Origin of the sequence: Mesorhizobium sp. M0800, assembly GCF_040320095.1 — a bacterium.
Taxonomy (GTDB): domain Bacteria; phylum Pseudomonadota; class Alphaproteobacteria; order Rhizobiales; family Rhizobiaceae; genus Mesorhizobium.
The window spans coordinates 56856-70474 of the sequence record NZ_JAMYOZ010000023.1 but is presented as its reverse complement, the minus strand read 5'-3'; the positions used below and the strand labels follow the sequence as shown (position 1 = coordinate 70474).

General features: G+C 63.7%; 9 protein-coding genes. 1 reads left to right on the top strand and 8 read right to left on the bottom strand.

Going from position 1 to position 13619, the window contains the following annotated elements; genetic code table 11:
- Window positions 1-104: 104 nt before the first annotated feature.
- The gene (locus NKI18_RS23430; RefSeq protein WP_352621441.1) at window positions 105-230 is read right to left on the bottom strand and encodes a hypothetical protein; all 126 of its coding nucleotides are present in this window, start codon (window positions 228-230) and stop codon (window positions 105-107) included.
- Between NKI18_RS23430 and NKI18_RS23425 the strand changes: the two genes are divergently transcribed.
- On the top strand, window positions 217-618 hold the full coding sequence (locus tag NKI18_RS23425) for a type II toxin-antitoxin system VapC family toxin (protein WP_352621437.1): 402 nt from the start codon (window positions 217-219) through the stop codon (window positions 616-618). The two genes, NKI18_RS23430 and NKI18_RS23425, sit on opposite strands and share 14 nt — an antisense overlap.
- Before the next feature lie 14 nt (window positions 619-632).
- On the opposite strand, the gene NKI18_RS23420 is transcribed toward NKI18_RS23425, so the two are convergent.
- From NKI18_RS23420 to NKI18_RS23390, 7 genes are all read right to left on the bottom strand, one after another.
- Entirely contained in the window at window positions 633-1673 is a 1041-nt protein-coding gene (locus NKI18_RS23420) for a sulfate/molybdate ABC transporter ATP-binding protein (RefSeq protein WP_352647042.1), read from the bottom strand.
- Between the two features lie 131 nt (window positions 1674-1804).
- On the bottom strand, window positions 1805-2689 hold the full coding sequence (cysW, locus tag NKI18_RS23415; RefSeq protein WP_352621239.1) for a sulfate ABC transporter permease subunit CysW: 885 nt from the start codon (window positions 2687-2689) through the stop codon (window positions 1805-1807).
- Window positions 2682-3533, bottom strand: a complete 852-nt coding sequence (cysT, locus tag NKI18_RS23410) for a sulfate ABC transporter permease subunit CysT (RefSeq protein ID WP_352453212.1) — start codon at window positions 3531-3533, stop codon at window positions 2682-2684. Before cysT ends, cysW begins: the two co-directional genes overlap by 8 nt.
- Window positions 3534-3551: 18 nt before the next feature.
- Window positions 3552-4580 (bottom strand): sulfate ABC transporter substrate-binding protein, encoded by a 1029-nt coding sequence (locus tag NKI18_RS23405; protein WP_023675840.1) that lies wholly within the window; start codon window positions 4578-4580, stop codon window positions 3552-3554.
- Between the two features lie 218 nt (window positions 4581-4798).
- Window positions 4799-5542, bottom strand: a complete 744-nt coding sequence (locus tag NKI18_RS23400) for a M15 family metallopeptidase (RefSeq protein ID WP_502900737.1) — start codon at window positions 5540-5542, stop codon at window positions 4799-4801.
- Complete coding sequence (gene pbpC / locus NKI18_RS23395) at window positions 5539-7629, bottom strand: penicillin-binding protein 1C (RefSeq protein ID WP_353020673.1); 2091 nt, start codon at window positions 7627-7629, stop codon at window positions 5539-5541. Before pbpC ends, NKI18_RS23400 begins: the two co-directional genes overlap by 4 nt.
- Before the next feature lie 262 nt (window positions 7630-7891).
- The gene (locus NKI18_RS23390) at window positions 7892-13372 is read right to left on the bottom strand and encodes an alpha-2-macroglobulin family protein (protein ID WP_353020670.1); all 5481 of its coding nucleotides are present in this window, start codon (window positions 13370-13372) and stop codon (window positions 7892-7894) included.
- Window positions 13373-13619: the final 247 nt, after the last annotated feature.

Below are 13619 nucleotides of genomic sequence, written 5' to 3'. Positions count from 1 at the left end.
ACCATAGCGGCAAGGCATCGTGCGCGACGAGGCACGCAGAGCGGCCCCTCCACGTTGTCGATAGAAGAAATATTCCCGCTGTGGGCGATTTCTAGTTTTTTCTTTCAAGCAGAGTCTCGGGACAGCTTGGCAGCGGCGCCGATGCCGTCGGCGTGCACGATGGTTCCCGGCCGGCCAACGCGGTGCAAGGCGATTGCATCGCCGCCCTGGTCTGGCATGATGCGGTTCATGCTGGACACGAACATTGTTAGCGACATGATCCGAAATCCGGCCGGGAAAGCCGCAAGCGCTGTCCTGCGCGTGGGAGACGCCGCCGTGTGTACCAGCATCGTGGTCGCGTCGGAACTGCGATATGGCTGCGTCAAGAAAAGATCAGCCAAGTTGCACAAGAAGGTCGAGGAATTGCTGGCTGAGATTCCCGTCTTGCCGCTCGATGTGCCGGTGGATGCCGAGTACGGCGCGATTCGCGCAGAACTGGAAGGCAGGGGCCAGACCATCGGCCAAAATGACCTTTTTATTGCTGCCCACGCCCGTGCGCTTGGAACTACCCTGGTGACCGCCAATACCGGGGATTTCAACCGGATCAAAGGCCTGAAGGTCGAGAACTGGCTGGTGTAGCGCCTGATAGAGGATCAAGCAGCCGGAAAAAGCTTCCAGCGCCGCGGCCTAAAAGCCACGCGACTTTTCTGCGCCGCCGGATGATCGACGGGCAATTCGATCTCGACCCGCTGACGTTCGCCGCCGATTTCGAGCTCGACCCGCCTGGTGCCGGCGACGCGGCGGCTGGCGGCGACCGTGCCGGCGATGCAGCCGTTGCATTCTTCCACCAGATCGACGTCGTGCGGGCGAAAGAACAGCGTCGCTTCGCCTTGCGGTGCGTGCGGCGCGGAAAGCCCGATCGGCCGGTCGGCGATCCAGACCTGGCCGTCCTCGACCTTGACCGGAAGCGAACTCGATTCGCCGATGAAGCCGTAGACGAAGGGCGAGTTCGGAGTGTCGTAGATTTCGTCGGCGGTGCCGACCTGCTCGATGCGGCCCTGGCTCATCACCACGACGCGGTCGGCAAGCTCCAGCGCCTCTTCCTGGTCATGGGTGACGAAGACCGTGGTGTGGCCGGTGGCGTCGTGGATGTCGCGCAGCCAGCGGCGCAGTTCGCGGCGCACCTGCGCATCGAGCGCGCCGAACGGCTCGTCGAGCAAAAGCACGGCCGGTTCGATCGCCATGGCGCGGGCCAGCGCCACGCGCTGGCGCTGGCCGCCCGAAAGCTGTGCCGGATAGCGTTTTTCCAGACCGGAAAGCTGAACGAGGTTGAGGAGTTCCGAGGCGCGGCGGCGGATTTCCTTCGCCGACGGGCGTGACGGCCCGTGCCGGACCTTGAGTCCGAAGCCGATATTGTCGGCGACCGTCATATGGCGAAACAGCGCGTAGTGCTGGAAGACGAAGCCGACATTGCGCTCCTGAATCGACTTTTGGGAGGCATCCTCTTCGCCGAAGAAGATCTTTCCGCGGGTCGGCCGCTCCAAGCCGGCAATCAGCCTGAGCAGCGTCGTCTTGCCGGAACCGGAAGGTCCCAGCAGGGCGATCAGTTCTCCCGACTTGATGTCGAGCGAAACGTCGCGGAGGGCCGGAAACCGCTCAAACTCCTTGCGCACGTTGGCAACGCGAACTTCCATGCAAATCCCTTTTGTAGTTGATGCATGCCGTTATCCCAAAACCGGTTCCCACTTTTGGGCGACATCAAATCTTTGTTTTATGCATGTCGTTGTCCAAAAACCGCTACACACTTTTGGGCGACATGCATTTGTCAGTGTCCGCGCGTCGCGGCGATCTCGGCGCCGTAGCGCATCTCGAGAAGTGTTTTCAAGACCAGCGTGACGAGCGCCAGGCCGGCAAGCAGCGAAGCGACGGCAAAGGCGGCGGCGGCATTGTACTCGTTATAAAGGATTTCAACATGCAGCGGCATGGTGTTGGTTAGCCCGCGTATGTGGCCCGACACGACCGAGACCGCGCCGAACTCGCCCATGGCACGGGCATTGCACAGCAACACGCCGTAGAGCAATCCCCATTTGACGTTGGGCAACGTCACGTACCAGAACGCCTGCCAGCCGTTGGCCCCGAGCGACAGGGCAGCCTCCTCGTCGCCATTGCCCTGTTCCTGCATCAGCGGGATCAATTCGCGGGCGACGAAGGGGAAGGTGACGAAGACGGTGGCCAGCACGATGCCCGGCACGGCAAACAGGATGACGATGCCATGCGCCTTGAGCCAGGCGCCGAGCAGGCCTTGCGCGCCGAACAGAAGTACATAGACCAGGCCGGAAATGACCGGGGAGACCGAAAACGGCAGGTCGATCAGTGTGGTCAGGAACGCCTTGCCCTTGAACTCGAACTTGGCGATCGCCCAGGCGGCGGAAATACCGAAGACGATGTTGAGCGGCACCGAGATCGCCGCGACCAGAAGCGTCAGGCGGATCGCCGAGCGCGTGTCCGGTTCGCTCAGCGCCTGTGTGTAGGCCTCGATACCTTTGGCGAAAGCTTCCTTGAAGACGATTATCAGCGGCAGGAGCAGGAAAATGCCGAGGAAGGCAAAGGTCACGATCATCAGCACGGTTCTCGCCGTGCGGCTCTCGGTCACCGCCGGCGACTGGCTTTCATGGTGCGGCGCGTAGGATTTGATCTCCGGGTCAGCCATAGCGCTTGCGGCTCCAGGTCTGCACCAGGTTGATGACCAGCAGCATGACGAAGGACAGCGCCAGCATGATCGCCGCTATCGCGGTCGCCGCGGCGTAATTATATTCCTCCAGCCGGATGACGATCAGAAGCGGCGCGATCTCGGATTTGAACGGCAGGTTGCCGGCGATAAAGATGACGGAACCGTACTCGCCGACGCCGCGCGCGAAGGCCAGCGCGAAACCGGTGACGATGGCAGGCGCCAGTCCGGGTAGTAGAACGCGGCTGATGATCTGGAAGCGATTGGCGCCGAGCGTGGCGGCCACTTCTTCTACCTCCTTGTCGATCTCCTCCATGATCGGCTGCACGGTGCGCACGACGAAGGGCAGACCGATGAAGACCAGCGCGATGACGATGCCGAGCGGCGTATACGCGACCTTAATGCCGAGCGGCGTCAGCAGGCTTCCGATCCAGCCATTCGGTGCGTAAAGCGTGGTCAGCGCGATGCCGGCAACCGCCGTCGGCAGCGCGAAGGGCAGGTCGACCATGGCATCGGCGATGCGGCGGCCTGGAAAGCTGTAGCGCACCAGCACCCACGCGACGATCGTGCCGAAGACGACGTTGACGGCGGCGGCAATGAAGGCGGTGCCGAAGCTGATTTCAAGCGCGTTGATGGTGCGGCGGTCGGTGACGATCGCCCAGAAGTCGGTCCAGCCGAGCGCCGCCGAGCGCCAGATCAGCCCGGACAGGGGGATGAGGATGATGAGGGTGAGGTAGGCAAGCGAGAAGCCGAGCGTCAATCCGAAACCCGGAATGACGCTCGGCTGCCTGAATCGCCACCTCGCCTTGGCGGGTGCTGTGGTCATGTCGTCCTGATCTAAATGCTACTGGGCCGGCTTGTAGATCTGGTCGAATATACCACCATCGCCGAAATGATAAGGCTGTGCCTTCTTCCAGCCGCCAAAAAGCGGGTCGTCGATGGTGATCAGCTTGATCTCAGGCAGCTTGGCCAAGTCCTCCGCCGGCACCAACTCGGGCTTCGAAGGGCGATAATGGTTTTTGGCGATGAGCGTCTGGCCTTCCTTGGAATAGAGATAGCTCAGATAAGCTTCGGCAACTTTCCGCGTGCCTTTGGCGTCGACATTAGCGTCGACCACGGCGACCGGCGGCTCGGCCAGGATCGAGGTCGGCGGGTAGACGATATCGAAATTGTCGGCGCCGAACTCGTCGAGCGCCAGATAGGCCTCGTTTTCCCAGGCGAGCAGCACGTCGCCCAGCCCTTTTTGCGCGAAGGTCACGGTTGCGCCGCGCGCACCGGTGTCGAGAACCGGGACATGCGCATAGAGATTGCCGACGAATTCCTTGGTCTTGGCCTCGTCGCCGCCATCCTTGGCGCTGGCGTAGGCCCAGGCGGCGAGATAGTTCCAGCGCGCACCACCGGAGGTCTTGGGATTCGGCGTGATCACCTGGACGTCGTCCTTGACCAGATCGCCCCAGTCATGGATGCCCTTGGGGTTTCCCTTGCGGACGAGAAAGATGATGGTCGAGGTGTAGGGCGCCGAATTGTTTTCGAATTTCGTCCGCCAGTCGGGATTGATCCTCTTCGCTTTCGAGACAATGGCGTTGATATCGCCTTCGAGCGCCAGCGTCACCACGTCAGCGTCGAGGCCGTCGATCACGGCGCGAGCCTGCGCGCCCGACCCGCCATGCGACTGCTGGACGGTGACCGTCTCGCCTGTCTCGGCCTTCCAGTGGGCGGTGAAGGCCTCGTCGAATTGCTTGTAGAGCTCACGCGTCGGATCATAGGACACGTTGAGAATGGTGGTGTCGGCAAACGCGAAACCGAGCGTGCCGAACTGGACAGACGTGGCGACCAGTGCGCCGAGCAGTTTCCTGAAATGAGGTTTGGTCATTTCCGCCTCCGTTGAACTCGCGCCAAATCTACCGAATTGATAGAATTTAGATGCATTCAATGTTGCCTTTTTTGGCCTATTGAAGCAATTTTTCGCCTAGTTTCGGCGATGCGAGAAACTATTTTCCCGCATGGACCATGATCGCGCTCCCGACGTGATTATCTAGAGACGGCTAGCTCTTCGGCAATGGCTGCGTCGCGCCCGAAGGTTTCGGCCGGCTATTCGGCGGTAACGGGAAAGTTGAAGCGCTCTTTTGGAAACGGCTCGTTCTCCAGCGTGAAGTGCCACCATTCGCGGGCGTAATTCTTGAAGCCGCGGGCACGCATCGCCTCGACAAGTCTTTTGCGGTTAGCCGCCGCTTCACGGGCTATCGGTCGGTGAGCCGTTTCGCTCGCTGGATCGAAACAGTCGAAACCCGTGCCGAAATCGAGCGTGTCGGCATCGGTCGCGCCGCAGGCCGGTTTCGGAGCGCTCTTGCGGTCGGCTCGCGCGATCGCGACATCGACCGTCGATCCGCGCGAATGGGTGGACAGTTCGCCGATATAGCCCTTGGCGATGAGATCCTTGCGCTTGACCTTTGGGTACCACTGCGGGTCCGGTGGTCCACTCGTTTTTGTCCAGTCACCCATGTCGGAGACAGCCCGCGCAGGGCGATAGCAGTCGAACACGACCAGCGTCAGCCCTTCGGCGGCAATCGCTTTCTGCACTGCCGAAAGCGCTTGCGCCGCTTGCCTGGTGAGGACGCATACCGGCGCATCGTAGCCGCTTACCTTGCGATGCAGGAAATTTTCGAGGCCGGCATAGCGGATATCCTGCCGGATATTGGGATCGATGTCGGCTAGCCGAACAAAGCTGGCGGGCAGCGCGTCAGCAGACGCCGAGGAAATACCGGCGGCCGAAAGCAAGACGTAAAACCCAATCCCCTGAATCACCTGCCGGAAATTATTCAAGGGAAACTTCACTCGACGAAAACCTTCACACTGGCAGCGCGTCCCGCCGCGTCGATCACGGTTAGGGTCGAATAGCCGGCGCCGTCCGGCTGCCAGGTCGCGGTGCGCCGCCGGTCGATGCCGACCAGCGGCTTGCCGTTGGCCAGCCAGCGGAATGGTGCGCGGCCGCCTTGCAGCTTGAGCACCAGCGGCGAGGCGTCGGCCGAGGAAGTGCCGAGATCGACGCGAGCGCCGTCGGGCGGAAAGATGATGGTTGGCGCAGGTTCGGTCGGCGTCGCCTGTACCAGCCCATCGGCGCCGGCGCCGAAGCGCGTCAGCGTCACCGGCAGCTCCTCGCGCTTCGGACGCCGGACGCCGGACGGCTGGCTCGGCAGCGGTACGGCGGCCAGGCTGGAACGGACAAAACCTTCGAACAGGATGGGCGCAGCCGAGATATAGCCGGACAGGCCGGGCACCGCGCCGGCGTCGGGGCGGCCGACCCAGACGCCGAGCACGTAGCGGCCGTCGAAGCCGACCGACCAGGCGTCGCGATAGCCGTAGGAGGTGCCGGTCTTGTAGGCGATGCCGCGTTGGGCGGCACCCTGGGGAGGCTTGACGCCCGACAGGATGTCGGTGATCTGCCAGGTCGCCTGCCCGTCGAGGATGGTGGTGGTCGAGCGTTCGGCATTCGCCGGCTCGGTGCCGTCATGCAGCGTGTGTGCCTTGCCGCCATTGGCAAGGCCGGCATAGAGTTGGACCAGGTCGCGCAGGGTCACCCCGACGCCGCCGAGGCCGATCGCCAGGCCTGGCGCTTCGTTGACGGGCAGGATAGGGGTCACATCGGCCTGGCGAAAGCGTGCCATCAGCCGGGCCGGGCCGACCGCGTCGAGCACGCGGATCGCCGGCACGTTGAGCGACAATTGCAGCGCCTGCCTGATGCTGACATCGCCCTGATAGCCCATGTCGAAGTTCTTCGGCCGATACCCGGAGAAATCGGCTGGGCTGTCCTCGATCAGCATCTCCTGCGCCACCAGGCCTTGTTCGAAGGCGAGGCCGTAGATGAACGGCTTCAGCGTCGAGCCAGGCGAGCGAACGACCTTGGTCATGTCGATCCAGCCCGAACGGCTGGCATCGAAGAAATCGGCAGAGCCGACCTCACCAAGAATATCGCCGGTACGGGCATCGGCCAGTACCATGGCCACCGAGAGGCGAGGGCCGAGCCTGGCGGCCGCATCCTTGGCCACCTGCTCCAGCCCTTCCTGGACACTCTTGCGGATCGTCAGTTGCAGCTTCTGGCCGGGAACAGCCTTGGACAGCATCGTATAGGCCGCATGGGCAGCGAGCGCCGGCAAGGTCCGCCGCAGCCCCGACACATCGTCGAGCGCGGCACGCGCGGCCTCACGTTCGCCGAGCAGGCCTGCCGAGACCATGCGGGTCAGCACCCGGTCGCGGGCGGCATGGGCGACGTCGAGGTTGCGGTCAGGGCGCCGCTTTTCCGGCAATTGCGGCAAAGCGACGAGCAGGGCCGCCTCCGAGACCGTCAGCCGTTTCGGCTCCTTGCCGAAATAGGCTAGCGAAGCGGCGCGCACACCTTCGAGATTGCCGCCATAGGGCGCCAGCGTCAGATAGCGTTCGAGGATCTCGCGCTTGGAAAGCCGCCGTTCGATCTGGAGGGCGCGCAGCATCTGCTTGATCTTCGAGCCGAGGCTGCGGCTGTCGCGCGGTTCGATCAGCCGGGCGAGTTGCATCGGCAGCGTCGAACCACCGGAGACGATATGGCCGCTGGTCGCGAACTGGCCGGCGGCACGCGCCAGTGCCAGCACGTCGACGCCTTGATGATCCCAGAAACGCTTGTCCTCATAGGTGACCAGCATGTCGACGAACTGCTTGTCGACCTGGTCCAGGCTGGTAGCGAGCCGCCAGTAGCCATCCGGCGTAGCGAAGGCGCGCAGCAGCTGGCCGTCTCGGTCCTGCACCTCGGTTGATACCGTCAGCTCCGCCGGCAGCGGCGGCGGAAAGGCGCGGTCGAGCTGCCAAAGGGTGGCAGCGGAGAGGGCGAGGAAGCCAGTGACGGAGATGCCCGTGATGGCTGAACGGCGGAGGAATTTTTTGGAGAGCACGGCGCTGCCCTTCTTCCTTCTCCCCTTGTGGGAGAAGGTGGATTGGCGCGCAGCGCCAAGACGGTTGAGGGGTGCTGGCCAGAGCGCTATTGGTGCCAAGCTGGAACACCCCTCATCCGACCTCGCTTCGCGAGGCCACCTTCTCCCACAAGGGGAGAAGGGAGAGCCGGCCGCGACCTCGGCTCTCTTTCTGCATCGCTGAAGATTGGCAAAATCCTTTGCGAAGGCGCCATCGCCATATTCCTATCCGCCATTTTTTGCCTTACGGCGCCTTGACCTCCATCATGCCGGTGGCGGTGCGGGCCGAATATTGCGGCCGGTACATGTCCTCGATCGTTGCCGCCGGGTGGGCGTAGGTGCCCGGCGTCACCGCGCGCACGACGTAGGCGAGTGTGATGTTGCGGTCGCCGTCGCCGTCGTTGGGATTGAACGCCGCGACGAAACGGTCGTCGCGGAATTCGAGATGGGCGGCATCGGTCTGCGCCAGCCAGGAGAAGTTCGTCAATTGGGCGCTGGAGACCAGGCCCGGATTGTCGATCTCGAAGCCGGCCGGCAACAGGTCGGTGATCAGCAGTCGCGAAGGCCAGGTGTTCTGCTCGTAAACCTTGAGCACGACGACATAGCGTTCGTTCTGCTTGACCTCCGTCACGTTGGCCTCTGTGCCGTCTAGCTTGTAGTAGGTACGGCTGATGGTAAAGCCGTTGCCGCCGGCCGGCAGAGGCTGGATCGGCGAGGCCACGGTGGTGACGACCGCCTGCAGCGGATTTCTGCCGGTGTTGACGATGGTCAGCGGACTGTCGGCCAGGTCGCCACCGGCGATCTGGTCCGAATAGCCGCCGGCATGCGGTGCGCCGTTGACGGTCAGCGCGATCGAATCATTGCCGGCCTTCAGCGCGCGGGCCGCCAGCAGCATCCAGGACTCGTCCTGTGTGCTGGTCCACCTGGCGTCGGCGCGTTCCCTGGTCACCAGCTGGATCAGCGCCGGCACGATGGTCGGCACCGGCTTGCTTTCCGCGGCAAGCGCCAGGATCGCCGCGCCGTCGCGCAGCGGCGAGCCATAGTCGGATCGGTAATAGTCATATTCGGGTGTCGACTTGGCCAGTTGCAGCGCGGCCTGGAAGGTTGCCTCCGAGCGCTGCGTGTCACCGTAGAGCGCGAGAGACGCCGCCAACTGGGCGACGGCCATCGGGCTGGTAAAGGCTTCGAGCTGGGTGTCGGCATAATAACGCAGATCGCCGACCGAGGCCTTCTTGTTGCGGGCAAGCACATAGAGCGCATAGGCGATCTCGCTGCCGCGATCCTGGACGTCCTGATCGTAGCCGATCGCGTTCTGCAGATTGCTCAGCGCCTGGTTCATCGCCAAAGCCGGCACGTCGTATTTCTGCTCGCGCGCCCGGGTCAGGAAATCGGTGACATAGGCGTCGAGCCACAGATCGCCGGAACCCGGACCCCACAGGCCGAAGCTGCCGGCCGATGCCTGGTAGCTCAGCACCTTGTAGATGGCGTCCTGGACGCGGCCATGCAGATCGGGGTCGCTGGCCATGCCGATGCCGGAAGCCATCTCGTTGACGTAGAGAAGCGGCATGGCGCGGCTGGTGGTCTGCTCGGCACAACCATAGGGATAGCGGTCGAGCGTCATCAGCAGCGACGGTACGTCGAAGGCAGCCGCCTGCGAAACGCCGACGCTGACCGAAGCGCCATCGAGCAAGCTTGCCGCCAGCAGTTCCTTGTCGACGCGCAGCGCGCCGCCATTGCCCTTGAGGTCGACGACCATGCGAGTGGTCACCGGCAGTTGCGCCGGGCGCACCGGCACATAGAGCGTCTGCTCGACGGTGGTGCCGTCGGCATGCGCAAGCTTGATGGTGATCGAGGCGTTGCCCGCGGTCTGCGCAATCAACGGCACGGTCAGCGTCTGCCGCTTGCCTTTGGCCAGCGTCAGCTTTTCAGGCAAGGCGGCACTGCCGGTAGACAGGTCGCCCGTCGTGTCGATGGTCAGCTTGTAGTCGCCAGCGGGGCCGTCGGTGTCGGCGACGTCGAGCCGCATGACGGCGGAATCGCCGGGCGCCAGGAATCGCGGCAGGCCGGCGGTGATCACCACCGGATCGCGAACGATGACGTCGGACTGGGCATGGCCGACTGCTTCCTTTGTCCAGGCGACGGCCATGACGCGCACGGTGCCGTTGAACTGCGGAATGTCGAAGTCGATCCGCGCGTTGCCGTCGGCGTCGAGCTGGACCGGGCCGGAGAAAAAGGCGACCAGCTTTTCGGTCGGCGGACTGCCTTGCGATTGCATGTTGGCGCCGTCGCCGCCGGTGCGCAGCTTACCGGTTGTACCCAGCGAGCCGTCGATCAGCCGGCCATAGATATCGCGAACCTCGAGACCGAGCATACGCTGCCCGAAGAACCAGTTCTCCGGATCCGGCACCTTGTAGTTGGTCAGGTTGAGGATGCCGACGTCGACGGCCGCGACCATGACATAGGCGTTGGTGCCGGGCTGCACGCCGGCAACGGCGACCGGGATCGACAGCTGCTGGCGCGGCATGGTCTTGTCCGGCGGCGCCAAGCTGACGGCAAGCTTCCGCGCGCCGGGATCGAGCTTCAGCCATTTGACGCCGATGGCGCGCGCCGGCATACGTGTCTCTTGCGCATCGCCCGGCCTGAACAGCGTTGCCGTGACGTAGGCGCCGGCACCCCAGTCGTCGCCGACCGGGATGTCGACAGTGCTGCCGCCGGCCGGCACGCTGGCGGTGACGGTCTCCAGGAGCTTGTCGGCGCCGATGGTGACGAGCAGCTCGCCGGCAAAGTGCGGCGACACTTTGAGCTTGGCCACTTCGCCCGCCGCATAGGTATCCTTGTCGAGGGCGATCTCGAGGCCGTCGGGCGTTTCGGTGGTGGTGGAACTGACATACCAGCCGGCGTCGAACTCGTAGCTGGTGGCCGGGCCTTCCGGATCCGCTGTCTCGATCTCGAGCCGGTAGCGGCCCCAGTCGACCGGCAGCGACACCGTCGCCTCGCCATCGGCGCTCAGGTCGACCTGGCCGTTGGCCGCCGCCTTGGTGAAGGTGACAGGCTCATAGTTCCAGGAGTTGCTCGAGCGGTACCACTGGTAGCTACGCTCGACCTTGACCAGCGACCACTGCGCGCCCTTCAGCGCCTCACGCTTGCCGTCTGGGTCGACAGCGATCAGGCTGAACTTGGCCGTGCCGCCTTGCGGCACCTCGTCGTCGTCGAAATCCGGGCGGATGCCGATCATGTGGCCCTGCGGGCGGATGCCGATATTCAGCGAGCGCTCGACGGCACGGCCGCCGGTTTCACGCATCCTGACAGTGACCTTTGCATCGACCAGCTTGGTGGTGGATGGCAATTGATCGACGGAGACCGGGAAGGTCGCCTTGCCATCCTCGCTGACCACCGGCAGGCCGGTGAAGGGCGTCACCGTCGGTTCCGCCGACTGTTCGTCGGCCAGACCGAAGGAATAGCCTTTGAAGCGGTCCCAGTCGCGGGCGGTCGACAGCGTCAATTCGCCTTCGAGCGCGAGGCCCGCGGCCGGCGCGCCGTAGAGAAAGCGGCCGTCGACGGTAATGTTGGCGGTCTCGCCCTGCGCGATCTCCTGCTTGTCGGAGGACAGGTCGAACTCGATGCGGTCCGGTACGAAGTCCTCGACCAGGAACATCTGGCTGGCGACCGCCGCCTGCTTGGGATCGGTATAGATCGCCACCGTCCAGGTGCCGCGCATGGCGTTGGGTTCCAGCGGCAGGTCGACCGCGTGACCACCGGCCGATGCGCCATCGCTGACGATGCGGCGGTCCTCGACGCCGTCGGGCCGCGAGAAGATGAAGGTCAGCGGCAGGTTCTCGACCGCCTTGGCGGCACTGTCGCGTGCAAGGGCCGCGACATGCACATCTTCGCCGGCGCGGTAGATGCCGCGCTCGGTCCAGGCATAGACGTCGAGCGCGCCAGGTGCCGGCCGTCCGGCGACGCCACGGTCGGACAGGTCGAAGCCGGCGCGGCCCATATCGAGGAAGACGAAATCGTCGTCGCCCTGTTTGGCCATCAGCACGGCCGGGGCCATGCCGCTGTCGCCGCGCGTCAGGCCGGGATTGAACACCGCCCGCCCTTCCGCGTCGGTGGTCGCGGTGCCGAGGATTTCATTGTTCCTGGCCAGCAGCGTCAGCTCGGCGCCGGCGATCGGCTTGGCGGTTGCGAGCGAACGGGCAAAGACGTTCAGCCCATCCTGTCCGGTATAGGTCGACAGGCCGATATCGGAGACGACGAACCATTGCGTGGCGTGGGAATCATAGTCGTCGCTGCGATCGTTGACGGCTTGTGCGGTCAGCACATAGACGCCGGGCTTGCGCTTCGGCAAAGCCTCGTCGATTGGGAAGGAGGTGGTGACTTCCTTGTTGAGGTCATTGGCGATGTCGAGCTGGCCTTGCCAGACCGGCTCGCCCATCTGTTCGGAGATGTTCGAAATGTCGTAGCCGTCAAGCTGGCGCAGGAACTGATATCCGGACAGAAGCTGGGCCAGCGAGCGGTCGCCGATGCGGAAGAGCTTCATTTCGGCGGCATTCATGTTGACGGTGACGACCGGTATGCCGCGGCGTGCGCCTGCGGGCAGCACGAAGCTGTCGCCAGTGAAGCGGGCCGAAGGCGCGCGGTCCTGCACGTAGATCGACAGAACCACCGGTGCCGCGGTGACTTCGCCAATGGCGGCCGGCAAGCCGGCGCGGAAGGTCACGTCATAATGTTGGCCGTGCTCGAGTCCTTCGACGCAGATCTGCTTGTCCTTGGCTTCGACGCCCTTGGGAGCGGCGTTGTCGACAGTAACGAACTGCGAGTAGTCGACGCCAGTCTTGACCAGTTCCTCGGAGAACTGCGCGCAGATGCGTGGCGCGCTGGTGTCGGCATCGACGGTATGATCGATGACGCGGAAGCCCTTGCGGGCCTTGAGATCCTGATAGGCGGCCCTGACTGCCGGCGAATTGACGAGAGCGAGGCTCGCCTCGTAGGCCTGCAGGGCCGGCCTGTAGAGATCGCGGCGATCAAGGCCGTCCCCGAGCAGCGCCAGCACGTCGGCGCGCGTCTTGGTGGTGCGCAGCAATTTGTAGGCGTTGAAGGCGGCGGAAGTGGCGTTCGCCGGTAGGGTCGACGGCTCCGAGCTGTTGGCGGTCGGATCGACGGCAAGCGTTTCGCGCGCCAGCTCGAGCCAGAGCTGGCCATCATAAGGCAACACCGAAACCGCCGCTTCGTATTTGTGCATGGCCGAGCGATGATCGCCCGTCAGCGCCGACTGTTCGGCGGCGGCCCTCAGCGCCGTCAGCCCTTCTGTCGGCTTGGTGTAGGTCGGGCCAGTGAGGTTGTTGCGGTATTGCTGGGCCTGGTCGGCCATCCAGTTGGGGAAGAAGGCGAGTTCGGGTGGCGCGCCGATGTCGGGATCGCCATCGATGTTGACGACCTTGCCGGCGACGGCGCCACCGAAGGGTTTCAACGAATTGTAATCGGATTTAAGGAAGCACCATTTGGCCTTGAGGTTGTAGGTGAAGGCGCGGCAGGCCGGGTCGCCGAGGCAGGTGGTCTTGCACTGGTCGAGGCTGACATTCTGGTCGGATCTGAGATCGAAACCGAAATAGTCGGAATTGTCCGATGTCACCACCCGCCGGGCTTCGGCCGCTTGCGCGACACCGCTCCAGGCAAAAAAGAGAAGGAAAAGAATCGATAGACCACGAGCCGCGCGCATTGCCATAAACCCCTCCAGACAAGTGCTTACGTCCAGAAATCTTCAAGCTTCAGTCGCGCTTGTCAACATCGGGACGCGGCAGGATCCGCCTGCCAACGGTTTGCTTTCCGGCCGGTGACCGGTAGTAGCTCCATAGGACAGGGGATCACGCTTTCTTGCGGCGACGCAAAAGGTGTGAGTTCCAAGCCCTGTCTATTTCAGCAATTGGATTGTGGCCCCTTTACGAGTGCTTCAGAACTTCATTCCAATTTTA

Bases quoted from the DNA above. Each gene is read 5' to 3' on its own strand.
- NKI18_RS23425 (WP_352621437.1), top strand. From the start codon at position 217: ATGATGCGGTTCATGCTGGACACGAACATTGTTAGCGACATGATCCGA.
- NKI18_RS23430 (WP_352621441.1), bottom strand. From the start codon at position 230: ATGAACCGCATCATGCCAGACCAGGGCGGCGATGCAATCGCCTTGCAC.
- NKI18_RS23420 (WP_352647042.1), bottom strand. From the start codon at position 1,673: ATGGAAGTTCGCGTTGCCAACGTGCGCAAGGAGTTTGAGCGGTTTCCG.
- cysW (WP_352621239.1), bottom strand. From the start codon at position 2,689: ATGGCTGACCCGGAGATCAAATCCTACGCGCCGCACCATGAAAGCCAG.
- cysT (WP_352453212.1), bottom strand. From the start codon at position 3,533: ATGACCACAGCACCCGCCAAGGCGAGGTGGCGATTCAGGCAGCCGAGC.
- NKI18_RS23405 (WP_023675840.1), bottom strand. From the start codon at position 4,580: ATGACCAAACCTCATTTCAGGAAACTGCTCGGCGCACTGGTCGCCACG.
- NKI18_RS23390 (WP_353020670.1), bottom strand. From the start codon at position 13,372: ATGGCAATGCGCGCGGCTCGTGGTCTATCGATTCTTTTCCTTCTCTTT.